General features: G+C 57.6%; 20 protein-coding genes and 1 pseudogene. 10 read left to right on the top strand and 11 right to left on the bottom strand.

Annotation, left to right across the window (positions count from 1 at the left end; genetic code table 11):
• Positions 1–223: 223 nt before the first annotated feature.
• The 3 genes and pseudogenes from RGU44_RS25010 to mfd form a co-directional block, all read right to left on the bottom strand.
• A pseudogene (locus tag RGU44_RS25010) lies at positions 224–745 on the bottom strand (SWIM zinc finger family protein); the annotation flags it as partial.
• Positions 746–812: 67 nt separating this feature from the next.
• Positions 813–1,337: a CsiV family protein gene (locus RGU44_RS10180; RefSeq protein WP_322178584.1), complete on the bottom strand. Its 525-nt coding sequence runs from the start codon at positions 1,335–1,337 to the stop codon at positions 813–815.
• A gap of 10 nt (positions 1,338–1,347) precedes the next feature.
• On the bottom strand, positions 1,348–4,800 hold the full coding sequence (mfd, locus tag RGU44_RS10175; RefSeq protein ID WP_322216990.1) for a transcription-repair coupling factor: 3,453 nt from the start codon (positions 4,798–4,800) through the stop codon (positions 1,348–1,350).
• Positions 4,801–4,969: 169 nt separating this feature from the next.
• Here mfd and RGU44_RS10170 point away from each other — a divergent pair, with 169 nt between their 5' ends.
• Both RGU44_RS10170 and RGU44_RS10165 read left to right on the top strand, forming a co-directional pair.
• The gene (locus tag RGU44_RS10170) at positions 4,970–6,433 is read left to right on the top strand and encodes a glyceraldehyde-3-phosphate dehydrogenase (RefSeq protein WP_322178586.1); all 1,464 of its coding nucleotides are present in this window, start codon (positions 4,970–4,972) and stop codon (positions 6,431–6,433) included.
• Between the two features lie 308 nt (positions 6,434–6,741).
• Positions 6,742–11,358, top strand: a complete 4,617-nt coding sequence (locus tag RGU44_RS10165; RefSeq protein ID WP_322216988.1) for a dermonecrotic toxin domain-containing protein — start codon at positions 6,742–6,744, stop codon at positions 11,356–11,358.
• A gap of 21 nt (positions 11,359–11,379) precedes the next feature.
• On the opposite strand, the gene RGU44_RS10160 is transcribed toward RGU44_RS10165, so the two are convergent.
• On the bottom strand, positions 11,380–11,940 hold the full coding sequence (locus tag RGU44_RS10160; RefSeq protein WP_322216986.1) for a chalcone isomerase family protein: 561 nt from the start codon (positions 11,938–11,940) through the stop codon (positions 11,380–11,382).
• 141 nt (positions 11,941–12,081) lie between these two features.
• Here RGU44_RS10160 and RGU44_RS10155 point away from each other — a divergent pair, with 141 nt between their 5' ends.
• Together RGU44_RS10155 and sthA are read left to right on the top strand one after the other, a co-directional pair.
• On the top strand, positions 12,082–13,077 hold the full coding sequence (locus tag RGU44_RS10155) for an FAD:protein FMN transferase (protein ID WP_322178589.1): 996 nt from the start codon (positions 12,082–12,084) through the stop codon (positions 13,075–13,077).
• A gap of 196 nt (positions 13,078–13,273) precedes the next feature.
• Positions 13,274–14,668: a Si-specific NAD(P)(+) transhydrogenase gene (gene sthA / locus RGU44_RS10150; protein ID WP_322178590.1), complete on the top strand. Its 1,395-nt coding sequence runs from the start codon at positions 13,274–13,276 to the stop codon at positions 14,666–14,668.
• Between the two features lie 42 nt (positions 14,669–14,710).
• Here sthA and RGU44_RS10145 read toward each other — a convergent pair whose 3' ends face one another.
• Together RGU44_RS10145 and RGU44_RS10140 are read right to left on the bottom strand one after the other, a co-directional pair.
• Positions 14,711–15,433: a glycerophosphodiester phosphodiesterase gene (locus RGU44_RS10145; protein WP_322178591.1), complete on the bottom strand. Its 723-nt coding sequence runs from the start codon at positions 15,431–15,433 to the stop codon at positions 14,711–14,713.
• A 95-nt stretch (positions 15,434–15,528) separates the two neighbouring features.
• Positions 15,529–16,116 (bottom strand): PilZ domain-containing protein, encoded by a 588-nt coding sequence (locus tag RGU44_RS10140; RefSeq protein WP_322178592.1) that lies wholly within the window; start codon positions 16,114–16,116, stop codon positions 15,529–15,531.
• Between the two features lie 93 nt (positions 16,117–16,209).
• On the opposite strand from RGU44_RS10140, the gene RGU44_RS10135 reads away from it, so the two are divergent.
• The 3 genes from RGU44_RS10135 to RGU44_RS10125 all read left to right on the top strand — a co-directional run bounded on the left by RGU44_RS10135 (position 16,210) and on the right by RGU44_RS10125 (position 19,461).
• Positions 16,210–17,460: a lipoprotein-releasing ABC transporter permease subunit gene (locus tag RGU44_RS10135; RefSeq protein WP_219063169.1), complete on the top strand. Its 1,251-nt coding sequence runs from the start codon at positions 16,210–16,212 to the stop codon at positions 17,458–17,460.
• A 7-nt stretch (positions 17,461–17,467) separates the two neighbouring features.
• Positions 17,468–18,151, top strand: coding sequence for a lipoprotein-releasing ABC transporter ATP-binding protein LolD (gene lolD, locus RGU44_RS10130; RefSeq protein WP_322216983.1), 684 nt, complete (start codon positions 17,468–17,470; stop codon positions 18,149–18,151).
• Positions 18,152–18,216: 65 nt separating this feature from the next.
• The gene (locus RGU44_RS10125; protein ID WP_322178593.1) at positions 18,217–19,461 is read left to right on the top strand and encodes a lipoprotein-releasing ABC transporter permease subunit; all 1,245 of its coding nucleotides are present in this window, start codon (positions 18,217–18,219) and stop codon (positions 19,459–19,461) included.
• Positions 19,462–19,488: 27 nt separating this feature from the next.
• On the opposite strand, the gene RGU44_RS10120 is transcribed toward RGU44_RS10125, so the two are convergent.
• Both RGU44_RS10120 and RGU44_RS10115 read right to left on the bottom strand, forming a co-directional pair.
• Complete coding sequence (locus RGU44_RS10120) at positions 19,489–20,844, bottom strand: heavy metal sensor histidine kinase (RefSeq protein ID WP_322178594.1); 1,356 nt, start codon at positions 20,842–20,844, stop codon at positions 19,489–19,491.
• Positions 20,844–21,524, bottom strand: coding sequence for a heavy metal response regulator transcription factor (locus RGU44_RS10115; RefSeq protein WP_322178595.1), 681 nt, complete (start codon positions 21,522–21,524; stop codon positions 20,844–20,846). The genes RGU44_RS10120 and RGU44_RS10115 overlap by 1 nt, the downstream gene beginning before the upstream one ends.
• Before the next feature lie 165 nt (positions 21,525–21,689).
• On the opposite strand from RGU44_RS10115, the gene RGU44_RS10110 reads away from it, so the two are divergent.
• Complete coding sequence (locus tag RGU44_RS10110; protein WP_322216981.1) at positions 21,690–22,229, top strand: cupredoxin family protein; 540 nt, start codon at positions 21,690–21,692, stop codon at positions 22,227–22,229.
• 61 nt (positions 22,230–22,290) lie between these two features.
• Positions 22,291–23,121: an NADPH-dependent 7-cyano-7-deazaguanine reductase QueF gene (gene queF / locus RGU44_RS10105; protein WP_322178597.1), complete on the top strand. Its 831-nt coding sequence runs from the start codon at positions 22,291–22,293 to the stop codon at positions 23,119–23,121.
• 66 nt (positions 23,122–23,187) lie between these two features.
• Here the strand turns inward: queF and RGU44_RS10100 are convergent, their stop codons facing one another.
• Both RGU44_RS10100 and RGU44_RS10095 read right to left on the bottom strand, forming a co-directional pair.
• Entirely contained in the window at positions 23,188–23,451 is a 264-nt protein-coding gene (locus RGU44_RS10100; protein WP_322178598.1) for a DUF4404 family protein, read from the bottom strand.
• Positions 23,452–23,572: 121 nt separating this feature from the next.
• Positions 23,573–24,241 (bottom strand): HAD family phosphatase, encoded by a 669-nt coding sequence (locus RGU44_RS10095; RefSeq protein ID WP_322178599.1) that lies wholly within the window; start codon positions 24,239–24,241, stop codon positions 23,573–23,575.
• A gap of 208 nt (positions 24,242–24,449) precedes the next feature.
• Here RGU44_RS10095 and RGU44_RS10090 point away from each other — a divergent pair, with 208 nt between their 5' ends.
• Complete coding sequence (locus RGU44_RS10090; protein WP_322178600.1) at positions 24,450–25,151, top strand: VacJ family lipoprotein; 702 nt, start codon at positions 24,450–24,452, stop codon at positions 25,149–25,151.
• Between the two features lie 72 nt (positions 25,152–25,223).
• Here the strand turns inward: RGU44_RS10090 and RGU44_RS10085 are convergent, their stop codons facing one another.
• The gene (locus RGU44_RS10085) at positions 25,224–25,523 is read right to left on the bottom strand and encodes a PilZ domain-containing protein (RefSeq protein WP_322178601.1); all 300 of its coding nucleotides are present in this window, start codon (positions 25,521–25,523) and stop codon (positions 25,224–25,226) included.
• Positions 25,524–25,705 lie beyond the last annotated feature (182 nt).

Raw genomic sequence — 25,705 nt, 5'->3', positions numbered from 1 at the left:
ACTGCGGCAGGTCGTGGGTCATGAAATTCAGCCAGGCCTTGTCGCTCGGCAGTTCGAACATGTCCCCAGCGCTATCGGGCAAGGCCTTGCTTTGCCGAGTCGCCAGCCTGAAACCGAGGTCCTGAATAACCTGTCGCCAGTGCTTTTCTGCCTCTGGATAGCGGCGTATGCGCACGGTTTCAGTATCGAAGTGCTCCAGGACGTCGGTGGTTTTGCTTCCCGTCGCGTAATACTCACCGTAGCCAAACGCCAGCGCGGCGCGATGCTGGATATGGCGCTGCATACGGCCATTGCGCGGTTCGTAAGCGCTGAACTCGAAGCTGGCGAGAATCAGCCGAGGCCGAGGCTGGGTGTCGATCAAGCGTTCTGGCAATGCGGGCTTGGGCTCGGCTCGTACTGGCGCAGGCGCACGGTCTGGCGCACCCAGCGCGGTGAGGATCGAGGCCTTGTTTTCCGGGTCCTGCAGAAAGAAAAGAGCGGCAGCGCAATGTTTGCAATTGTTGCGCACGGGGCAGGTGCATTTACACGCCACGAATTGTTTATGCTCGGCTGGGTCCTTGAGGGTGAGGGTTTGCGTGTAGATTTCCAGGCCCGAGCCTTTGCACACTGTCCTGACCAGCTCGGGACTCAGGTGCTGCAACTTGATGCGTTGCTGCTGGGCGTAGTCGCGCCCTCGCTCAAGGCTTTGAGCTTTGAAGACTTGTGCCCATGAAGAGGCTAGAACTTTTTCAAGAATGGACGACACAGTTCAGTACAGCCCGACGCCGCAGCGATGCTCAAAGGGCAAGGAGCGCAACGCGCTCCCTGGATGCTTAAAGAGGTGAAACCTTGATCAGCATGGCCAGGCTGCCATTGTCCATATAGGTCAATTCGCCATTCTTCACCCGGGTCGTCTGGGTCATTCGCTCGCTGGTGCGCACCACGCCATAGGCATCGAGCTGATTGACCCAAAAGTCTGCCGTGATATCAGTAAACCGCGCCAGGCTCAAGGTGACGGTGCCTTCAATGGGAAAGTGACCAAACTGCTCCTGACCACTGCTGACCGCCATTTTGCTCGGGTCAGCGCTCAGGTTTTGCTGCCAGGCCCGATGCAGCAGCACGTTATAGTTGCCGCTCGCCTCCAGTTTGCTGGCCATTCCGGTCAGCGCCGGGCTGCGTTCATTCTCGGGGCTGATTTTCTGCGCCCCGGCGGCCCAGGCTTCGGGGGAGGGCTGGTTGGTCGTGGCTGGTTGGCCAATCTGCCGGAACAGGATCATTTCGACCTGATACAGGCCGTCGGCAAACGCTGCCGGTGTGACCAGTGTCAGCAGCAGAATCAATGAGTGGAGCACACGCATGGGTGAATCCTTAAGCCGTTTTTGGAGTCAGGCGCTCGAACAGCGCTTCTAAAATATTGAATCGCTCTTCCGGGCGCTCCATCGGCACCATAAACTTGAACAGCGTGGCACCCTCGAACTTGTAGCGGTTGGGCTGGCCCTGAATCAGTTTGATCAGCACCAGCGGATCAACTTGGGTATCGGCGCTGAACTCAATTCGTCCACCCTGCGGTCCGGCGTCGACTTTTTTGATGCCCAGCTGCTCGGCCTGCAATTTGAGCAGCGTCAGGCGTACCAGGTTTTTGGTCGGTTCGGGCAGCAGGCCGAAGCGGTCGATCATCTCGACCTGGAGGTCCTTGAGGCCCTCTTCGTCGGCGGCATTGGCGATGCGTTTGTACAGAATCAGGCGGGTATGAACATCGGGCAGGTAGGCTTCAGGGATCAACGCTGGCAAGCGCAGGTTGATTTCCGGGCCGCCGCCCAGGGGTTGGTCGAGGTTTGGCTGCTCGCCCTTGCGAATGGCCTTGACCGCGCGTTCAAGCATTTCCATGTACAGGGTGAAGCCCACGGCCTGGATCTGTCCGCTCTGCCCGTCGCCCAGCAGTTCGCCAGCACCACGGATCTCCAGATCGTTGGTCGCGAGCACGAAGCCCGCACCGAGGTCCTGGGTGTTGGCGATGGCTTCCAGGCGCTTCTCTGCGTCTGGAGTGATCTGTTTCCGGGGTGGGGTCAGCAGGTAGGCGTAAGCCTGGTGGTGACTGCGGCCGACCCGGCCACGTAATTGGTGCAATTGCGCCAGACCGAATTTGTCGGCACGTTCGATGATGATGGTGTTCGCGCTGGGCACGTCAATACCCGTCTCGATGATGGTCGAGGCGATCAGGACGTTGAAGCGCTTGTGATAGAAGTCGCTCATCACCTGTTCGAGATCGCGTTCGCGCATCTGTCCATGGCCGATGCCGATACGGGCTTCAGGCACCAGTTCGGCCAGGTCGGCGGCGCATTTCTCGATGGTTTTCACGTCGTTGTGCAGGTAGTAAACCTGGCCACCACGCAGCAGTTCACGGAGCAGTGCTTCCTTGACCGTACTTTTGTTCTCTTCCATGACAAAAGTGCGCACGGACAAGCGGCGAGCTGGCGGTGTGGCAATGATCGATAAATCACGCATGCCCGAAACCGCCATATTCAGCGTGCGCGGGATCGGGGTCGCGGTCAGGGTGAGAATGTCGACTTCACTGCGCAGGGCCTTGAGTTGCTCCTTCTGACGCACGCCGAAACGGTGCTCTTCGTCGATGATGACCAGGCCCAGATTCTTGATCTTCACATCGTCCTGCAACAGCTTGTGCGTGCCGATGACGATATCAATCTTGCCTTCTGCCAGGTCCGCGACTGCTGCGTTGATTTCTTTGGCAGACTTGAAGCGGCTCATGACTTCCACGCTTACTGGCCAATCGGCAAAGCGATCGCGGAAACTGTTGTAGTGCTGCTGGGCGAGGAGGGTGGTCGGCACCAGAATGGCCACCTGACGTCCGCCATGTACGGCAATAAAGGCTGCGCGCATTGCCACTTCGGTTTTGCCGAAGCCCACGTCGCCGCACACCAGGCGGTCCATCGGCTTGGGCGCGAGCATGTCGGCACGTACGGCATCAATGGTGGTTTGCTGGTCCGGGGTTTCTTCGAATGGGAAGCCGGCGCTGAACGTCGCGTAGTCGGCTTTTGGGTCGGCGAAGGCATACCCTTCACGGGCGGCCCGTCGCGCGTAGATGTCCAATAGCTCGGCGGCGACATCGCGCACTTGCTCGGCCGCTTTGCGTTTGGCTTTCTGCCAGGTTTCCGAACCCAGTCGGTGCAGCGGCGCAAGGGCGTCATCGCTGCCAGTGTAGCGGGCGATCAGGTGCAGGTTGGCAACCGGGACATATAGCTTGGCGTCTTCGGCATAGGCCAGCATCAGGAATTCGGCGACCTGATTCTCCACTTCCAGCGTGGCCAGGCCCAGGTAGCGGCCAACGCCATGGTCGATATGCACCACCGGTGCGCCTTCGCGCAGTTCAGTGAGGTTTTTGATGACTGCGTCATTGTTGCCGCCGTCGGTGCGTTTTTCCCGGCGCCGGCGCTGCATGACCCGCTGACCGAACAGTGGGCTTTCGGCTACCAGTGCCAGGGAGGGGTGTTCCAGCAGCAGACCCTCATCCAGTGGTGCGATGGTGATCGACAGGCGCTCGCTGCCACTGACGAAGTCCGGCCAGTTGTCCACGGTTTTCGGCCGCAGCTTCAGGCGTTCAAGCAGTTCCAGCAGGACTTCCCGGCGCCCGGCGGATTCAGCAGTGAACAGCACACGGCCCGGGAATCCTTCGAGAAATGTCGACAGCGCCGCCAACGGTTGCGTGGCCTTGGATTGAATCGCCAAGTCCGGCAACGGCAGCGCCGGGAAGCGCTCGCGACCAGCGCTGGGCTCGACGTCCTGCTGGCTGACAACCACGCGTGGCCAGCTTTTCAGGCGAGCAAAGCAGTCTTCCACCGGCAGGAACAATTCATTGGGCGGTAATAAAGGTCGCTCAGGGTCGACGCGACGCTCCTCATAACGGTTGCGGACGTCGTTCCAGAAATTTTCCGCCGCTTGTTCGATGCCGGGCAGGGAGAACACCTGGGTGTCCTGGGGCAGATAATCGAACAGGGTTGAGGTTTCGTCGAAGAACAACGGCAGGTAGTACTCGATACCGGCCGGTGTGATGCCGCTGCTCAGGTCCTGAAAGATCGGGCAGCGACGGAAGTCCACGTCGAAGCGCTCGCGAAAGCGGGCCTTGAAGCGGGTGACAGCATCTTTTTGCAGCGGAAACTCTCGCGCCGGCAGCAGGCGAACCGATTCGACCTTGTCGATGGAGCGCTGGTTTTCCGGGTCGAAGGTGCGCAGGGTTTCGATTTCGTCGTCGAACAGGTCGATCCGGTACGGCAGTTTGCTGCCCATCGGGAACAGATCGATCAGGGCGCCACGGACCGCGAACTCGCCGTGCTCATACACCGTATCGACGCAGCGATAGCCGCTGGCCTCAAGCCGGGTACGCATCTGCTCGACATCAAGCTTCTGGCCGATGTCCAGCACCAGGCTGCTGCCGAGCAGGAATTTGGTGGGTGCCAGTCTGTGTAGCGCCGTCGTGATCGGTACTACCAAAACGCCATGCGCGAGTTCCGGCAACCGATAAAGGCTGGCGATGCGCTGGGAAATAATGTCCTGGTGCGGCGAGAACAAATCGTAGGGCAGGGTTTCCCAATCCGGAAAATGCAGAACCGGCAGGGTGGGCGCAAAGAAGCTAAGCTCTTGCTCAAGACGTTCGGCACTCTGGCTGTCGGCGGTCAACAGCAGCGTGAAGCGCTTGGCGGCGCTGGCAGCCTCGGCGATGGCCAGGCTCAGGGCGGCACCAGGCAAATTGCCCCAGTGTTGTTTACCTGCAGCGGCAGGGAGTAGCGGTAGGCGCAGGACAGGCACGGGAGGTTGAGCTCCAAGCGTTGCAACAGGGGGTGCGATTGTAGCGGGAGGAGGTAGGTGCTGTCAGTTTTCAGCGCGCCGGGAAATGTAGTGCCATGTAATCTGATAGCCGTGCATTGCTCATAAACAAAGGCGGCGGCATAATGTAGCCCCTTTTTTCAGCCCCTACATGTGGAAGGTTCCCGTGACTCAGAAGCCCGACCAGTGTCTTGGTGAATGGATCGATCGTGAAGCCCTCGCCGAGGCGATGATCCCCCTCATCGGTCAGCTCTACCGCAATAACAATGTGGTGAGCTCGATCTATGGCCGCAGTCTGATCAACCGTTCAGTCATCGCGATTCTCAAAGCCCATCGCTTTGCTCGTCATCGCCAGGCCGATGGCAGTGAGCTGTCCGTACACGAAACATTCCCGCTTATAAAAGCGATGAGCGAACTCAAGCTGGGTGCCGCTTCGGTGGACCTGGGCAAGTTGGCCGTGAAATTCAAGGCAGAAGGCCAAGGCCGTACTGCCGAGCAGTTCGTGCGTGCAGAGCTGGCTGACGTCGTCGGTCAACAAAGCGCCACTGCTCGTAAAGGCAAGGACGTCGTGCTGTACGGTTTCGGCCGGATCGGTCGCCTGCTGGCGCGGATTCTGATCGAGAAAACCGGTGGGGGCGATGGCCTGCGTCTGCGCGCCATTGTCGTGCGCAAAGGCGCCGACAATGACTTGGTCAAGCGTGCCAGTCTGCTGCGTCGTGACTCGGTACATGGCCCGTTCAATGGCACCATCACTATCGATGAAGCCAACAGCACCATCACCGCCAACGGCAACATGATCAAGGTGATCTACGCGAAGAACCCGACCGAGGTGGATTACACCCAGTACGGCATCAAGGACGCATTGCTGGTGGATAACACCGGCGTATGGCGTGATGCCGAGGGTCTGGGCCAGCATTTGACCTGCGCAGGCATCGAGCGTGTGGTTCTCACCGCGCCAGGCAAAGGCAAACTGAAGAATATCGTGCATGGCATCAACCATGATCAGATCACGGCTGAAGACCTGATCGTTTCGGCGGCCTCCTGCACCACCAACGCCATCGTGCCGGTGTTGAAAGCCGTCAACGACAAGTTCGGTATCGTCAATGGTCACGTTGAAACAGTTCACTCGTACACCAACGACCAGAACCTGATCGACAACTTCCACAAGGGTGATCGTCGTGGCCGTAGCGCTGCGTTGAACATGGTTATCACTGAAACCGGTGCTGCCACCGCCGCTGCCAAGGCCCTGCCTGAACTGGCTGGCAAATTGACCGGCAACGCGATCCGTGTTCCAACGCCAAACGTGTCCATGGCTATTCTCAACCTGACCCTTGAGAAGCCAACCAGCCGCGACGAAATCAACGAGTACCTGCGCTACATGGCCATGCACTCGGACCTGCACAAGCAGATCGATTTCGTGCATTCGCAGGAGGTGGTTTCCACCGACTTCGTGGGTTCGCGTCACGCCGGTGTAGTGGATGCTGAAGCGACCATCTGCAATGACAACCGTGTTGTTCTGTACGTCTGGTATGACAACGAATTCGGTTACAGCTGCCAGGTTGTTCGCGTGATGGAAGACATGTCCGGGGTCAACCCGCCTGCTTTCCCGCGTTAAGTAACCACTAGGCCAAGTAAAAGGTAGAAAGGTGCCCCGACTCAGTTCGGGGCATTTTTTGGACGCGATTTGGCTATCAGCCGTTTACCGGCGCCGCCAGAGGTGACTGCCAGTGTGGTGGCGGTCGGTTTCACACCTGCAGAACAATCCATACGACTACCGATATCGAAAGCTTATTCAGGCATCACTACTTATGTATGTCACTCGGCTCAGAGGCGCACCCTTAACTCACTCGGCCGTGCCCCCTCAAACATAGCAATGGCTACGTTTGGGGGCGAACAACCCAACTGAGTGAGTAAACCTGCGAGATGACAATCAAAATCGATGTGGTCGAACAATTTTTGACCCGCCCAACACTGCGTGACGTGGCAACCGCAATGCTCCGTGACGCCCTAAGCGAAAAATACCCTGCGCTGAGCATTGAACCCGAGGTGGCGGTTGTGTCCGAACCGCCATTGAGTCGCGAGTACGCAAACACGGCAGGCCGCCTCATGACACTGACGGACTGTCTGCTGGATAATTTCTCTAGCCAGAGACCGTGGCACTTCACGCAAGGACAGCATGTGCTTGTGGCTCAGCCATCGGCTGGCGAATGGATGCCGCTGGCCGTCGATATGGCAGACATCAGCGCCCTGCTCGACAGGTTGTCGCTGGTGTTGATCGAAGGTTTTGAACAGGCTACTGCGGACTATTGGTGTCAGCCAAGCACCACGGGTATCAGTCGCTGGGAATGGTTGTCCAGCAGGCTGAAGCAGCAGCTCAGCGACAAGGTCATAGCGGGGGCTTTTCCGCAGCAGACTGACGCGCAACGCTCAGCCCTGAGTGCTGTTGCCATGTTTGCGGATAAGGCTCAACGCAACGCCTTGCTCGGTGCGATCCCTGGCAAGGCCGACGATGACCTGCGCGCGTGCATCGCTTACCTCAATATGGGCAAAGAGGGCGAATCCAACGACGAGCCACTGCCTGCGATTGTGTTGGTCGGGCACACGGCTGGAGACGAGATCGTGATGGTGTGCTGGCCTTCGGGGAAGGTCGAATCCTGTTCATCCCAGGATCAGTTAGGCGTAAGCCTGGGTGCGAGGCTCGGCAGAGAGTGGGACGTCGATCAGCTCCAATGGACGCTGTATGAGCCCGAGGGCAATATTTTCGAGGCGTTGACTCAGGTCCTTCTGGAGACGCAGTTGAACACCCTGCAGGCGCTGAAAGGTGCTGATTCGTATGACCTTGAGTCTCTAGAGCAACACCTGGCCTCGGTCACAGACCTGTGCAGCATGTTCGACGCGCCGGCCTCTGCCGATACCCGGGTTCCGACACTGGCCCTCGAGACGCTTCCCGAATGGCTTCAGCATGCCTCGATAACTGACCGTTTGGATTACAGCCGATATCTGACTGCGTTAGCGGTAGAGCAGAAACACTCGAACGGCCAATCGTTTAATGACGATTTGCCGTCGATCACCGATTTTACGCTTCAGACCTTGCGCCTGAATGTGCTGGAAGACCATCCCGGTGCCAGCGACTTGTCGCTGGACGACATCGAGATCGTGATCGACAAAGTGACGGCTGCAGCGTTGCCATCGGGCGGGCAGATCGTGTCGGTAGGCGGGGTTGAACGGGTGCGTATGACACTGAGCGAGTTCGCACTGGAAAACCTGTCGAGTCTGCCCTATGGAAGCATTACCCTGCATCGTGCCGGCGCTCAGCCAATACCCGACTGGTTCTCGGTGGACTACCTTAAAGCGCTGACTGCACGCGCGAACATTGGCCAGGCCTATCCTCATCTGCTTGAGCGGTCTCTGATTACCGATACCGAGGAAGCCGGGCGGCGTCAGGTATTGTTTGCCCGACAATTGCGGATTCAGTTGCCGCTCAAGGCGCTGGAACAGAAGATCAAGGGAGAGGGCGGGTTCAGCGAGGCGGGTTATCGCAATGTCGCCGCGCTCATGAAAGCGTCAGGCGAACGAAAGGTCGGGACTCACGGCATCGTCATCCGGCCCTTGGCATTCTTCTCGCACCCAGGCGCAAGCGCTGACGTGGTCAGCAATATGTTCGTGATTGGCCCTGAAAAAGTGGCTGCCGGGCCGCATGTGCTTTACCGGCCGTTCGCCAGTCAGTCGTTGACTGAATTTGGCTCATGGTCAGCGCTGCTGGCTGCCATACAACAACCGGGCGACATGCAGGAGACCGTTCTGGTTTGGCTGGGTGACCGGGCGCGATTGAACTACGCCAACGGCGGCTTTCAGGAACCGCATAGTGTGCGCTTCGGTCTGGGCTCCGAGTTTGCGCCGCTGGAGCGCCCGCAACCAGCTGTGCTGAGTGTCGACACGGTTGATGGCGACCCATTGCTCGTCCTTTTTGCCGCCAATGCCCGGGCGCTGGTTGATCTGGCTGACCGAAACTCAGTCTCTAACACCGAAAGTCGCTGGGCGAGGCTCAAGCAAGGTGGCTGGTTGCTGCTCAATGTCCTGCTGCCTTTTGTCAGTGGTCCGGTGGCCAATGCCGTGTGGCTTGCACAGTTGATGGTCAGCGTTGATCAGGCGCTGAAGGCTCAAGGCAGCACTGATGCCAGCGTCCAGGCCACCGCGCTGGCCGATTTTTTGCTGAATATTTCTCTGATTCTCATGCACCAAGGTCTCTCTGTCAGCGGGTCAGCCATTCGTACATCAGGGCTGAGCCGCAGAGACGAGGCAGCCCCATCGGTTGTGGCTGAAATGGTTATTCGGCAATCCGAGCCGCTGGCGATGCAGCCGATTGGCGCCGGACGAACTGTGCTCGATTTCACTTGGTCGAATCCGAGGAATCAATTGACCGCGACTCAACGAGGGATTTTGGACACCTTTAAGGTCTCGCTTGCGTCGACCCTGGGGGCTCCTGCGGCTGCCGGTCCTCATGAGGGTTTGTATGAGGTTGAGGGAGCATGGTATGCCAGGGTCGATTCAGACCTTTACCGGGTGATGCTTGAGGAGGACGGCGTCGTCGTTGTCGACTTGAATGATTCACTGCGAACCGGGCCATGGCTCAAGCATGATGGTCCGGTCTGGGATCTGGACCTGAGGCTGAGATTACGCGGTGGAGGCCCCAAGAAAAAAGCTGGAAAAATGATTGAGGAAAACGCCGCCAAGCTCAAACAAATCACGGAAAGCAGGATGCAGTCACAGTCGCGTTTAGACGCACTGTATAAAAAAATCATGGCTTACGACACGCAGCTCCGGACCGCGACCGGCGAGCTTCGCTCATTGTTTTTCCTGCGTTATGAAAAAGATTTGCAGGAAGTCGTTGAAGTTGTCGAGCAAAAAATCAAGCAGGGCCAAGCGTTGAGGTCCGCAGATCGTCCTTTAGAGCAGGTGACTGCGGCTGATCTTCGGGGCGCTGCCAGGCACGTGTGTTATTTCGAAGGGCTTTTGCTTCAGGATATTCAACGCATGACGCGGCATGACATCGCGATCCTGCAAGAATCATCCTCGGATGGTGTGGTGGTCCCCGCTAATGTCGATGCATACCTGAATTTATTCAGGAAGCTTCTGGTGCAGCAGGAAATGGGCGCGAAATGGGCAGATGCCAGGGAATTACTTTGGCAGCAGTTGCGTGCGGTTCCCAAGGTGGGAGAGTCGCTTTGGCGCGTCGAGGTATTGGAATTGCACAAGAATAATATGTTCACCCGTCTGGAGTGGAAAGTGACGCGCCTGTTCTCTTTGCTTGAACTGTGTTTCAGCAAAGAACAAATGCTCATGGATCAAAGCTTGAAGCAGCTCAAGGCGTTGCGTAACGACGACGGCCTTCACGGTGCACTCAGTTCTCACGCCGAGCTGGACAAGCCTAACGACTACTCGCTGATCGAGCAGATCAACGTGCTTGAAAGTGCATTTCGCGAATATGGCAGGGCCGTTGATATTGCGGTTTATGCGCAGTCCTTTGAAATTGACTCTGTTCAGAGTGAGTACCTGAAGCGATTTTTGGCTGAGATGGTTGCCATACGTGACAGCGCGGAAACCCGTTTGTCTGCGCTGATTCAAGAGGAAACAGACTCGTCTGCACTGCCGTCTGAATATGTACCCAAGGTTGAGCAGCCCAGGAAAAAAATAATCAGGACACGAGGTCAGCGCTCGCTGGTGGGGCAGGTTCGCTCGGAAGAACCGGATTTTCCCGGCGAGGTTGTAGATGTGACCGACCTGATCACCCATCGAGTCATCGGCTCCTATCACCAGCATGCCGACGGGGAATGGGTGGGCATCGAGACTGCTCAGCCACCCACGCCCACCCCGAAAGTCAAAAACGTGCCATTGAATGAGTTGCAACGCGATGCGCTTGAGTCGCTCAGTCAAGTGGAGCGAACAGTCAGCAGCGCCTGGCGTCAGTCCAAGAGGGCCAGTGAACCTGAAGATATGCAAGATATTCTGGTGCAAAAGGCCGGAAAGCTGAGCGAGCTTGCGGACCGGCTCGACGTGTACAGCAATGATGCAATGCTGGCTGAATCGGTTTATGCGCAGGTGGTCAGCGTGCTCAAAGACCTTCGGGCGGCAGCGGCCCGATTGACCAAAGAGGGGCGCAGCATTCGTATCAGTATGATCAAGGCTCGGCCGCCGACGGCGGCACGAATCAACTACCTGGATAGGCAAGGGGAGGTCAATATTTCACGCTTCGACGGTAGAAAGAACTTGTCGGGTGCCCGGCGTGACGACTTTCTGCAGGAGTACGCGATTCGCGACAAGGACAACCAGATCTTATGGTGGGCGCATTTTCATTACGCCACAGAAAGCGCCAGTTCCGAGGCCTTCACGGCTGCACATCTGAAGTTACCTGAACAGAGACGTCTGGGTTATAAGGCTTTGCTTAGAGCCGCCAGTGACAATAAAGAAGTCGTGAGCATTTACCGCAGTGTAATTGGCAAGGAGCTGGCGCAACGCTTGTTCCTGGTGTTAGCTCGCTGATACGAAGCACAACAGCCTTGCTCAATTCTGCGTGAGCAAGGCTTCTCGCAAGTCGTCTGAGACCCCCTGAGTCCCCAGCCAGATCGAGAAATATACCTGGGCCAATTCGCTGTCCCGGCTGCTGAAGATGACCTTGCTGTTGCATTCCATCTTCAGTCCCTGGCCAGGCTGCCAGGTCAAGGCGTACCTGTCTCCGCGACGAATACTCTGGATGCTCTGATTGATCTGATCCAGTTGTGGTTGCAGGCGGGCGAGGGTTGCGGTGTTTTGCTGGCGTTCGAGCGTAGCACTGGCGGCTTTGATCACGTCCTGACGATCAATGTCGCGAAAATAATACAATTCGAGGCGCTGCGTTTTTTGGGCGGAAACCGCCTGTTGGACGCTGGTCGAAGGTTCAGCAAACAGGGCTGCAGCGTATACGTCGACCCATAAATACGTCAGTACCGCCTGGCTCTTGCGTTCAAGCACAGGTGAGTGGTCGCTGAGTTGCGCGGGGAAGTTTGCTTCCTTGAGGCGCTCTGCTTGATTAGCCAGTGCCAATGGACTGAATGTCAGCAGCAGGTAAATCATCAGATGTCGCATAATGGCCGCGCTTCGTTGAATGCCTACTGACAGGTTAAGTCAATTTTTGCTCGATGCCGGGCTTGCGAGGAATAAATGTGTTCCGATTGGATAGCAGAATCGCGCGCGCTCAATTGCAGCGTTTGGCTCGTCAAGTTTTGGATGCCCTTACTGCTGATGGGCTCCATGGCCGCATGCGGTTCGGGTGATGGCCTGGAACGCTTTGGCGGTCCGACCATGGGCAGTACGTATTCGGTGAAATACATCCGCGGCCCCTCCGGGCCAGACGTTGCGCACGTCCAGCCGGAGGTGGAAGCGATTCTGGCTGAAGTCGATCAGCAGATGTCGACCTACCGCAGTGATTCCGACATTGAGCGGTTCAATGGGCTGCCAGCGAACAGTTGTCAGACGATGCCCGCAGGGGTGTTGGCGTTGGTGCGGGTGGGGGAGCAATTGTCCATCGACAGCGACGGCTCATATGATCTGACGGTGGAACCCTTGCTCGATTTGTGGGGTTTTGGCCCGCAGGCCCGGGTCGAGCAAGTGCCGACGCCTGAGCAGTTGGCCGTGGTGCGCCAGCGGGTGGGGTATGGTCACTTGCATATCGACGGCGATCAGTTGTGCAAGGATGCGCCGGTGGAGGTGGACTTCAATAGCATCGCAGCCGGTTATGCGGTGGACCGCATCAGCGCGCGGATGCAGGCGTTGGGTATCGGCAGTTTTTTGGTCGAGGCGACAGGTGAACTCAAGGCGGTTGGGAAAAAAGCTGATGGTTCGCCCTGGCGTGTAGCGCTCGAAGCGCCCCGGGACGATGAGCGGGTCGTCGAAAAAACCATCGAACTCGATGGTTATGGCGTCTCCACCTCTGGCGACTACCGTAACTATTTCGAACAGGATGGGCACCGTTACTCCCATACCCTTGATGCGTTGACCGGTGCGCCCATTGATCATGCGCTGGCATCGGTCACCGTTATTGATCACTCGACGTTGATGGCTGATGGTTTATCCACTCTGCTGCTGATTCTCGGACCGGAACGGGGTTGGGCTTTTGCAGAGCAGCATAAAATTGCCGCTTTTTTTGTGATTCGTGTCGACAAGCGTTTTATCATCCGCAGCAATCCGGAGTTTGACAGGCTGTTTGCCGGGAAATCGCAGTAGTCCGACAGCGATTTATCACCCAGGCGTGTGATGTAGTGCAGACAGTATTAGCCTACGACGCGACCAAGGGTTAATGTTCGCCGCTTGCGCGCTTGGTTAGACTGCGCACCAGTTTCGATCCTTCATGCCGCTGGCCGCGGCATGATTTAGCCAGAGACGCCAGAGTGGTGCCTCGGCCTGTTCTAAAGGAGTACGCATGGCTGTCTACAACTACGACGTAGTAGTGCTGGGTTCAGGCCCGGCGGGAGAAGGCGCGGCAATGAACGCCGCTAAAGCAGGACGCAAAGTAGCGATGGTCGATAGCCGTCGTCAGGTCGGCGGCAACTGCACTCACCTTGGCACCATCCCGTCCAAGGCGCTGCGTCACTCGGTCAAGCAAATCATCCACTTCAACACCAACCCTATGTTCAGGGCCATTGGTGAGCCGCGCTGGTTCTCGTTCCCGGACGTACTTAAAAACGCTGAAAAAGTCATCGCCAAGCAAGTGACATCGCGTACCGGCTATTACGCCCGTAACCGTGTCGACGTGTTTTTAGGCACGGGCAGTTTTGCCGATGAGCACAGCATCGACGTGGTGTGCCCCAACGGTACGCTGGAAAAGTTGGTGGCCAATCAGATCATCATCGCCACCGGCTCGCGTCCCTATCGCCCGGTCGATATCGATTTCACCCACCAACGAATTTATGACAGCGACACCATCCTCAGCCTCGGGCATACCCCGCGCAAGCTGATCATCTACGGTGCCGGTGTTATCGGTTGCGAATACGCCTCGATCTTCAGCGGTCTTGGGGTGATGGTCGAACTGGTGGACAACCGTGAGCAACTGCTGAGCTTCCTTGATTCGGAAATCTCTCAGGCGTTGAGCTATCACTTCAGCAACAACAACGTAATGGTTCGCCACAACGAAGATTACGAGAAGGTCGAAGGCCTGGATCATGGTGTGATCCTGCACCTCAAGTCCGGTAAAAAGATCAAGGCCGACGCCTTGCTCTGGTGTAACGGCCGGACCGGCAACACCGACAAACTCGGGTTGGAAAACGTCGGGATCAAGGCCAACAGCCGTGGTCAGATTGAAGTCGACGAGAGCTACCGCACCAGCGTACCGACCATCTATGGTGCGGGCGATGTGATCGGTTGGCCTAGCCTGGCCAGTGCGGCTTATGACCAGGGTCGTTCAGCGGCGGGCAGTCTCGTCGACAATGGCAGCTGGCGTTTCGTCAACGATGTACCAACCGGGATCTACACCATTCCGGAGATTAGTTCGATCGGCAAGAATGAACACGAACTGACCCAGGCGAAAATACCGTACGAAGTTGGCAAGGCGTTCTTCAAGGGCATGGCCCGGGCGCAGATCTCCGGCGAGCCGGTCGGCATGCTGAAGATCCTGTTCCATCGCGAGACGCTGCAAGTGCTGGGCGTGCATTGCTTTGGTGACCAGGCGTCAGAGATCGTGCATATCGGTCAGGCAATCATGAACCAGCCGGGTGAGGCCAATACCCTCAAGTACTTCGTCAACACCACCTTTAACTACCCGACCATGGCAGAAGCTTATCGGGTAGCTGCTTACGATGGCCTCAACCGGCTTTTTTGAGCGGCTCCGGCCGGTGGCCTGAGCCGGCCGGGGAGACCGATTTCAGCAATTCCCGAGAGTGGCAGTGGCCAAACCGGGAAAGTCTGTAATCAGGCTATCTACGCCGAAGTCGGCGAGCCTGCGCATCAGCGCGGGTTCGTTGACGGTCCAAACAGATACGTGCAATCCCTGACGCTGGGCTTTCTGCAAGCGCTCGGGGGTGCACAGTGTCCAGTTCAACGCCAGAATCTTGCAGTCATAACTTTGCGCGACCTTCAGTGGGTCGAGCCAGGCGTATTCAGCCACCAGTCCGCGTGACAGGTCGGGTGTCAGGTCCAGCGCTGCGCGCAATACTTCCCGCGAACTCGACGTAACGGTGACCTTGTCCAGCAAGCCGTGACGCTGGGCCAACTCCCGAATTGCCAGCACGGTGGTCGCAGCGCGTGTGCGTGATGCGCTTTTGACTTCCAGTTGCCAATGATCGAAGGCGCATTGCTCGAACAATTCTTCCAGGCGTGGAATCGGGCAGGGATGAATCCAGCCGGGGCCGCCTTTGCGCGCATCAAAAGTCACCAAGTCAGCAGCGTCTTGCTCAATGACTTTGCCGCGCCGATCCGTGGTGCGTTTTAGCGTCGGGTCATGGATCACCATCAATTCGCCATCACGGGACAGGTGCAGATCCAACTCGCAGCGGCGAACGCCGTGCTTGAGGCATTCCTGGAAGCTGGTCAGGGTGTTTTCCGGTGCTTCGCCTTTAGCGCCGCGGTGGCCGTAAATAAGGGTCACGTTTACTCCTTGTGGGTTTTTGCGCTGCTTATTGCCTAAGCGTCTTCGTTACCTGGGTTCAGATGTTTTCACGGGATAGCCGAATTTGTCAGGTATCAAGTCTCTGAGCCATTGTTTTGCTCTCGCGCCAGGCGGCGTTGCTGGGATTGTCGTTGCAAAATATAACGGGCGAGCAGCTGTCGCTGGGCATCCGGCAGGTCCTCGAACTCAGTGCCGATTTCGAAATTTCCGATTTCGCGAGCGTCGCAGTGCGTGACCTTGGCGTTCATCATCAAGCCCAGTGCTTGTGGCATCAGCACCATCTTGATGGACAGTTTTGTGCCTGTGGGAATCGGCAGTGGATGATGAAACAGCACGCCGCCTTCGGAGAGAATCACCAGCTGTGGCTCGCCGATCTTGCCCAGGACGGTGTGTGCCACGACTTGGCCGAGCAAATCGATACGCTTGTTCAGGGCCTTTAGATAACTGCCTAGCGCGCGGTCGTGATCGCCTAACTGGCGTAGCAGATGTTGAGACTCGAACTCGCTGATGTGCAGCTCGCTGAGCAGGTTGAACAGCGTGGACGTGTCCTGCGCTGGCGCCTGATGGGGCGCGTGAGTGTCGGACAAGTGGTTAATTTCCAGTGCGATCGTGTCCTCGATACGGTAGTATTCGCGGCGATCTTCTTCATTTAATGTCGACATGGCGAACCCATGGTAGCGGCGGTGTTCTGAGTGTAAAGCTGCTCGCTGAGCCCCGCCACAAGGACGTTCCCTTTCCTCCGAACAAGCCCCGACATGTTCAGACCTCTTTTTGTATTTATTGGCACGCGTTATACCCGTGCAAAACGCCGCAATCACTTTGTCTCCTTCATTTCCCTGACGTCGATGATCGGCCTCGCCCTTGGCGTCGTCGTGATGATCGTCGTGTTATCGGTCATGAATGGTTTCGATCATGAGATGCGCACCCGTGTGCTGGGCATGGTGCCCCACGCGACCATCGAGTCCGATCAGCCGATCAGTGACTGGCAAAGCCTGGGCGACAAGGTCAAGGCGAACCCCAAGGTTGTCGCGGTTGCGCCGTTTACCCAGATGCAGGGTTTGCTGACCAGCAACGGTCAGGTGCAGAAGGTGCTGCTCAACGCGATTGATCCGGCGCAGGAGCGCAAGGTTTCGATCATCGATAACTTCATGCTGAAGGGGCGTCTGGATGATCTGGCACCCGGTAGCTTTGGGATCGTTATCGGCGACAAGGCCGCCACGAAACTGGGTGTAGGCCTCGGTGACAAACTGACCTTCGTCGCTCCGGAAGTGACGGTCACCCCCGCCGGAATATTTCCGCGGATGAAGCGCTTTACCGTCGTCGGCATCTTTCACGTCGGCGCTGGCGAGCTGGACGGCTACCTCGGCCTGACCAATCTTACCGATCTGGCGCGTCTGCATCGCTGGAAACCGGATCAGGTGCAAGGGCTGCGTCTGAAGTTCGACGACCTGTTCGAGGCGCCCCGGGTGTCGTGGGAAATCGCGCAGACGTTGGGTGATCATAATTTCTATGCCCGTGACTGGACCCGGACCCAAGGCAATCTGTATCAGGCGATCCGTATGGAAAAAGCCATGATCGGCTTGCTGTTGTTACTGATCGTTGCGGTCGCTGCCTTCAATATCATTTCCACGTTGGTGATGGTGGTCAACGACAAGAAGGGCGATATCGCGATCCTGCGGACCCTGGGCGCTACACCTGGGCAGATCATGGCTATCTTTATGGTGCAGGGCACTGTCATCGGTGTGGTCGGGACGCTGATCGGTGCCGTGGTGGGGATTTTCGCCGCGCTCAACGTCAGCGCTGCGATCTCCGCGCTGGAAGGTTTGCTCGGGCACAAGTTTCTCAATGCGGACGTCTACTTCATCGACTACCTGCCGTCGCAATTGATGGCCGAAGACGTACTGCTGGTCTGCGGTGCTGCATTGATTCTGAGTTTTCTCGCCACCCTGTATCCAGCCTGGCGTGCTGCGCGCACCCAGCCTGCGGAGGCGCTACGTTATGAGTGAGTCGGGCATGAGTGATAAAGCAGTACTGAGTTGCCGCAATCTGGGCAAATCCTACGAGGAAGGCCCAGAATCGGTGGTGGTCCTTTCGGGCTTGCAACTGGAGTTGCACCCCGGCGAGCGCGTCGCCATTGTCGGCAGTTCCGGTTCCGGTAAAAGTACCTTGCTCAATCTGCTTGGCGGTCTGGATACGCCTTCGCAAGGCAGCGTGTGGCTGGCGGGTGAAGAATTGTCGGCGTTGGGCGAAAAAGCCCGGGGTCTGTTGCGTAACCGGGCGCTGGGGTTTGTGTATCAATTCCACCACCTGTTGCCTGAGTTCACCGCTCTGGAGAACGTCTGCATGCCGCTGTTGATCGGCCGGACGGCGATCCCGGAAGCCCGTCAGCGTGCCACCGAGTTGCTGCAGCGGGTAGGGCTGGGGCATCGCCTGGCGCATAAGCCATCGGAATTGTCTGGCGGCGAGCGTCAGCGCGTGGCGATTGCCCGGGCGCTGGTCAACCGGCCGGGACTGGTGATGCTCGACGAACCTACCGGTAATCTCGATCATCACACGGCGCAGGGCATTCAGGATTTGATGCTGGAGCTCAGTACCTCATCGCAAACGGCGTTTCTGGTCGTGACCCACGACATGGCTCTGGCCCGGCAGATGAATCGGGTGTTGCGTCTAGAAGATGGTCATTTGGTCGCTGATTGATTCAATCAACCCGGCGCCGGTTGTCACAGCGTCGGGGTTTTCATTTTTTCTACGGTGCTCCGCGAATGTTCAGACCGTTATCAATTTTTATTGGCGCGCGCTATACCCGCGCCAAGCGCCGTAATCACTTTATTTCGTTTATTTCGATGACCTCGATGATTGGCCTCGCGCTGGGCGTGTTGGCGATGATCGTGGTGCTGTCGGTGATGAATGGTTTTCAGCGTGAAATGAGTTCGCGGATTCTGGGCATGGTGCCCCACGCCGTTATCGCTGGCGTAACGCCGCTTGACGACTGGAAGCCCGCAGCCGCTGCGGCGATGAAGAACCCCGAGGTGACCGCTGCCGTTCCGTTCACTGAAATGGAGGGCATGTTCTCCTATAAGGGTTCGATGCAGCCGATCCAGATCAGCGGCGTTGACCCCGCGCTGGAGCACAAGGTTTCGATTGTTGCTCAGCACATCACTCAGGGGCGCCTGGAAGACCTCAAGGCTGGCGAATTCGGTGTGGTGGTCGGTGAGATCACCGCTCGACGTTTTCGCCTGAACGTCGGCGACAAGCTGACCCTGATCGTCCCGGAAGCCAGTAACGCGCCCGGCGGCATTACCCCGCGCCTGCAGCGGCTGACGGTGGTCGGCGTGTTCAAGGTGGGTGCCGAACTGGACGGTTCCATGGCTCTGATCAACGTCGCCGACGCTGCGCAAATGCAGCGCTGGCAGCCTGATCAAGTGCAAGGCGTACGTCTGGCGCTGAAGGATCTGTACACCGCGCCGCAAGTCTCGGCTGCCATTGTTGCCGGCCTCGGTGCTGATTACCGCGCCGATGACTGGACTCACACTCAGGGCAGCCTGTTCAGTGCGATGAAAATGGAAAAAACCATGATCGGCCTGCTGCTGTTGATGATTGTCGCGGTGGCGGCGTTCAACATCATTGCCACCTTGATCATGGTGGTTAACGACAAAGGTGCTGACATCGCCATCTTGCGCACCATTGGTGCCACGCCAGGGCAGATCATGATGATTTTCATGGTTCAAGGCACAGTCATCGGGATCGTCGGTACCCTTATCGGCGGCGTTCTCGGTGTGATCGCGGCGTTCAATGTCAGCGAGATGGTGGGTTGGCTGGAGCGCGTCACGGGGCAGCACATCTTCAGTTCCGATGTGTACTTCGTCAACAATCTGCCATCCCAGCTGCAGTGGGCAGACGTTGCGCTGATCTGCAGCGCCGGGTTTATCCTGAGTTTTCTCGCGACGCTCTACCCAGCCTGGCGTGCGGCACAGATTCAGCCGGCGTATGCGCTGCGTTACGAGTGATTGCTGTGCAGTGATTCACGCTTGAACTCAAGCCGGCAACTCAATCACAAAGCGCGTCCAGTCGTCCGCCGATTCGCAGCGAATCTGTCCGCCGTGGGCGCGGATGATTGACTGAGTGATCGCCAGCCCCAATCCCGCGTGCTCACTGCTGCCTTCGCTGCGTGCAGGGTCCGCACGAAAAAACCGATCGAACACATGGGGTAACGCTCGTGCCGGAATAGTTGCGCCGTTGTTTTCGATGCTCAGTTGCACCCCTTGATCCGAGTGGGATATGCGCATTGCGACCTGTCCGCCCGCCGGGGTGAAGCGCAGCGCGTTGTCCAGTAGGTTGGAGATAGCGCGGCGCAGCATGTTGCGATCACCGGCCAGTGTGGCGTTGCCTTCGCGTGACAGCCGCACCTGTGCGTCCTCGGCCAAGGGTGCGAAGAACTCCAGCACTGCGTCCGCTTCGTCTTCCAGTTGCAGGGTTTCCCGCATCGGGTTGAGCAAACCGTGTTCGGCCTTGGCCAGATACAGCATGTCGTTGATCATCTGCGCCATCCATTGCAGCTCCTCAAGATTACCGAGCAAGGCTTCGCGATAATCTTCGGTCGAGCGCGGGCGGGTGAGGGTGACTTGGGTGTGGGTCAGCAGGTTGGACAGCGGTGTGCGCAGCTCATGGGCGATGTCCGCAGAGAATGCCGAGAGCCGCTGAAAGGCGTCGTCGAGGCGCCCAAGCATGGCGTTGAAGGCGTGCGTCAGTTCCGCCAGTTCAGCGGGCATTTCCGTCTGCGGCAGCCGTGTGGTCAGCGAACTGGCTGAGACGCTGGCGGCGATTTCGCTCATCTGTCTGAGTGGGCGCAGGCCACTGCGTGCCGCCCATGCGCCCAGCAGTGCGGTGGCCAGAGCGGAAAAACCGACCGTGAGCCAGATCAAGTGCTGCATGCGCTGAAGAAAGTGTTGGTGATGAGTCACGTCCAGCAACAGCGTCAGCTGCGGTGAATTAACGGCCTCTGGCTCCAGCAAGGCGTGATACGTTCGATACTCAGTCTCTGCGCTGTGCAAGGTGTGCAGGCCGTGCGGAACGGACAATGTTGCCGGGAGCGTCGGCAGGCTGTCGAACCAGATGCCTCCGTCACTGCCGCTGATACGCAGCGCCAAGTCAGGCTGACGGCCGAGTTCGCTTTGCAGCGCCGCTTGTCGACCGATGAGATCGGTTTGGCTTGCAACACCCTTCAATACCGAGCGAAATGTCTGCAACTTGCTGTCGAGTGATTGTTGGTCCAGCTCGATGAAGTGTGCTTCGCTGGCTCGATTGAACAGTACGCCCGCGGTCAACGAAACCACGGCAGTGCAGGCTGCGAACAGCAGTGCCAAACGACTGCTGAGGGACAGGCGAGCCATCACAGGGGGCGCTCTTCAAGGACATAGCCCATGCCGCGCACGGTATGGATCAGTTTGTTTGGGTAATCATCATCGACCTTCAAGCGCAAGCGGCGGATGGCGACTTCGATCACGTTGGTGTCGCTGTCGAAATTCATGTCCCAGACCTGTGATGCGATCAGCGATTTAGGTAGCACTTCACCCTGGCGCCGCAACAGCAGTTCCAGCAGCGAAAACTCCTTGGCCGTCAGGTCGATGCGGTGTCCATTGCGCTCGACACGTCGACGCAGCAGGTCAAGGCGCAAATCCGCCAGTTGCAGATGGGTTTCCTGCGCGACGCTGCTGCCACGACGAAGCAGGCTGCGGACCCGGGCGAGCAGTTCAGAGAAGGCGAAGGGTTTGACCAGGTAATCATCTGCACCCAGCTCAAGGCCTCGAACCCGATCCTCCACTGCATCACGGGCTGTGAGAAATAGCACAGGCGTCTCCAGTCCGGCGCTGCGCACGGCCTGGAGTATCTGCCAGCCGTCGCGGCCGGGCAGCATCACATCGAGGATCAGCAGCGCGTAGTCACCGCTCAACGCCAAGTGCTGGCCCGTGGTGCCATCGGCCACCAGTTCAGTGATGAAACCGGCCTCGTTCAGGCCTTGGCGCAGGTAATGGCCGGTTTTCGGTTGATCTTCGACAATTAGTAATTTCATGGGCGACTCGTGGCGACCGAGGAGGAGCTTATGCAGCGGTACTTTATAACGCGAACCGCAGGTTCAAGGCCGAAGCTGACAAAGTTGTAATCTCTCGGTCAGCTAACTGCCAGCGCAGCCTCTCTACAGTAGGGTGATTGATTGTCGCTTATTTGGAGAAGTCTTATGGTTTCGCTTGTTCGTATTGCTGTTATCGCCGGGTTGTTGGGGTTGAGCCTGCCGCTAATGGCGTCGTCTGCCCATACACTTAGCTTCGGTCACGCTGCGCCGGCGTCTCAGGCTACCCGCACAGTCGAGTTGACCTTGGGCGATATGTTTTTCGAAGACAAGACTATTCAGGTCAAAGCGGGCGAGACGGTGCGCTTCGTCCTCGTCAATAAGGGGCAACTGCTGCACGAGTTCAACCTTGGCGACGCAGCCATGCGCGCTGAGCATCAGAAGGAAATGCTCGCTATGCAGCAAGGCGGCATGCTCTCGCCGACGGGTATGAGTCATGAGGCGATGGATCACGGCAGCATGATGCAAGGCGCCATGAGCAATGATAAACCCATGAAACACGACGCCCCCAACAGCGTGCTGGTCGAGCCGGGCAAAACCGCCGAATTGACCTGGACCTTCAGCAAGGCCAGCAACCTGGAATTTGCCTGCAACATTCCCGGGCATTATCAGGCGGGTATGGTCGGCAAGATCAACGTCGTCGACTAGGCGCTGAAAGCTGCGGGCAAACCCTATAAACTTGCGGGGATTATTTAGCCAGGTCCCCGCCATGCATCCCGCAGCCGAACATTCGCCGCTGGGCAAGTCCAGTGAATACATTGCTACCTACACGCCGTCCCTGCTGTTCCCGATCCCGCGCGCGGCGAAATGGGCCGAGCTTGGGCTCACAGCTGAAACGCTGCCCTATCAAGGTGTAGACTTCTGGAACTGTTTCGAGTTGTCCTGGTTGCTGCCGTCGGGCAAGCCGGTGGTAGCTATTGGTGAATTCACCATCCCGGCAGACTCGCCGAATATTATTGAGTCTAAATCTTTCAAGCTCTACCTTAACTCGCTGAACCAGACCGAGTTCCCGGATCGCGCCAGCCTGGTCTCGACGTTGCAGGCGGATCTGTCTGCCGCCGCTGGCAAGCCGGTGGGCGTACGCATTCGCAGCCTGAGTGACGTTGAAGCAGAGGGTGTCGCGGCATTGCCGGGCGTTTGCATCGATGAGCTGGACGTGAGCATCAACAGCTATGAAACGCCGCGCCCAGAGCTGCTGCGTTGCGATGAATCGCGGGTGATCGAAGAAAGCCTGCACAGCCATCTGCTCAAGTCTAATTGTCCGGTCACTAGCCAACCTGACTGGGGTAGCGTTGCTGTGGAATATCGCGGTTCCGCTCTGGATCACGCCAGTTTGTTGGCCTATATCGTCAGCTTTCGTCAGCACTCCGATTTTCACGAGCAATGCGTCGAGCGGATTTTTCTCGATCTGCAACGCTTGCTCAAGCCAGAGAAGTTAACGGTCTACGCACGTTACGTGCGACGCGGCGGGTTGGACATCAACCCTTATCGCAGTACCGAGGCGATCAGTCTGGAAAACCGCAGGCTGGCACGTCAGTAAACGAAAAAACCCGTCTAAATCAGACGGGTTTTTGTGGTGCGTAACCGATGTGTTTCGCGGGTGGGCTTAAATCCCGATATTACCCAAGGTCTGAACAATGCTACGCAATGTTCCGGCAATGGCTGGATGTTCCAGCTCAAAGCGTTCGACGGCAAGATTGACGTTGTCAGCCAAGCTCGAATCCTGAGTCACGGTTTCCAGTTGCAGCTCCAGTTCGATCTTCTGCATCAGATCATGCAGGTGCTCGCGTTCCGATTCGGACAGCGGCGGGTTCTGCTCCAGTTGCTCGCGCAGGGTATTGAGTTGTTCTTGCAGTTCGCGGGCAGGCATAGCGTGCTCCCTTTATGGATAGTCTCTGGCATGGACCTTAGCGCTGAGCTAAAGGTCCTTGATAAGTATAAGACTAATCCACTCCGAAGCTGCATGCATGATCTTGATCAACGGGTCGCGATCAGGGTTTCTCACCCTTGGTGCGGCGCAAGCTGATATCGGCGAGGCAGGAAGCGAGTTCCCCAAGGTGATCGATCACTGAATGCACACCAAGGCCATACAGTTGTAGGGTCGCTTGGCCGCGTCGGTATTCGCGTTCAGTACTGTTCAGCGCTCGCCATTCACTAGGCGACAATCCGCAGAGGGGGCCGCAAGATGCCAGGCCGACGGTCCAGAGTCCGGCATTGAGCCCGGACTGCAGCAGGCGTGGTTCACCGCTGACGAGCACGCAGCCATCGAGTTGTTTCACCTTCAAGGCCATTAACGCCTGCCAGCAGGCATCGGGTGCGGGCCAGGCTGCGCAGGAGGGAGTGGCATGATCGGCCGGTTGAACCCATTCCAGCAGTGGCGCCGCCAAGCGCTGGCTGACCGTGGAGGGGAGATCATCCAGCCATACGCAAGGTACGCCTTGTCGGCTTAGAGTTTGCAGAATATCCAGAGCGCCCGGTGTGACGCGGGCCTGCTCGCTCATCTCGAATTGAATATCCTGCGGCTGTGCGTCGAGTGCGTTTCGGGCCGACACCGCTCGGGCGCGAGCACCAAAGTCGACCAGGCAGCCACTGAGGCCAAAGAGCAGGGCAGTGAAGGTCGGCGAAGGAGAGGGGGCTGGTGTGGCGCGTGGCGCAGGCATGGTGACGTCCCTGAAGTATCCTCACACGCTACGGGTGATAGATGACAGTCGCATGACGACTTAGTCACGAGGGTGGGCCGTTGATTTTGTGCTTTGTCAGCCTCTGGATCCACTAAGCTGCCTAAATAGTCGTGGAAGGCTTTATACTGCGCGTCTTGAGTTGCAGGGCGTAGCGCCCGTCCCATTACTGTCTCTAGGAGTGTCTGCTATGCCCGTGACTGGTGCAGGCTTTATCGATCGTCTGGCTCAATTGTGTATTTGTGCCGGTGTTGCGCTGGTTCCCATGGTTGCTCAGGCCGCTGATGAAGACCCTTGGGAAGGCGTCAACCGAGTCATTTTCCGCTTCAATGACACGCTCGATACCTATGCGCTGAAGCCATTGGCGCAGGGTTATCAGTACATCACGCCGCAGTTCCTTGAAGACGGCATCCACAACATGTTCAATAACATCGGTGACGTTCGCAACTTCGCCAATGATGTATTGCAGGCCAAGCCGTACGCTGCGGGCGTCGACACAACGCGTCTGCTCTTGAATACCACGCTTGGTGTGGCCGGCTTCTTCGACGTCGGTACCAAAATGGGTTTGCAGCGTAACGATGAAGACTTTGGTCAGACCTTGGGTTATTGGGGTTTGCCGAGCGGCCCATATGTGGTGCTGCCGTTGCTCGGTCCTAGCAACGTGCGCGATGGCCTCGCCCTGTACCCTGATACTTACGATGCACCGTACCATTACATGAATGACATACCGGCCCGTAACACCACGTGGGGTGTGGATATTATTGACACCCGTGCGAGCCTGCTGTCAGCTGAGAAGTTGATCCGCGGCGACAAATACACGTTCATCCGTAACGCCTACTTGCAAAACCGTGAGTTCAAGGTGAAAGACGGCAAGGTCAAAGACGATTTCTAGTCTTCCGGCCAGTAAAAAAGGCGACCTTCTGGTCGCCTTTTTTGTTTGATTTTCCCTTCGAAAAAAATCGATTCAATTCATTGAGAGAATAGTCAGGCCTAGCTTCTGACCCCCTTCTTCTTGATCGGTTAGCCACACGACTTCGGTATCTGCTTCCAGCCCCTTGAGCGCCGTATGGTCGGAATCGATCCGCACACTCAGCTTGTCTCCGACCTTGAACACGCGAGGCGTCTCCACTTGCATGCCCGAGCTTGACAGGTCCACGCAGACTGCTGGAATGATCTGGCCGGCGTACAACAGGGTCACGTCGGCATCCACACGCATGCGGATGTAATCTCTCTTTTCCGCGTAGTTCCGATCATTTTGGCTCATGACATGTCCTTCGATTTCGTTGCTGATTTACCTGTTCTTATAACTCCGGGTGATTTGCGATGTAAAGACATCCAGTGACCATCGGCGTGAGCTTGAAACGCCCGGCGTATGGGAGTACCGTCTGCGCCTTGAAGGGCACCTTTGAACAGCGCTGCGCACGACCAAAAGTCTGTCGTTACTGT

It is taken from the genome of Pseudomonas sp. 5C2, assembly GCF_034314155.1.
Lineage (GTDB): Bacteria > Pseudomonadota > Gammaproteobacteria > Pseudomonadales > Pseudomonadaceae > Aquipseudomonas.
The sequence above is the reverse complement of the archived record's forward strand: the minus strand, read 5'-3'. Positions and strand labels throughout refer to the sequence as shown.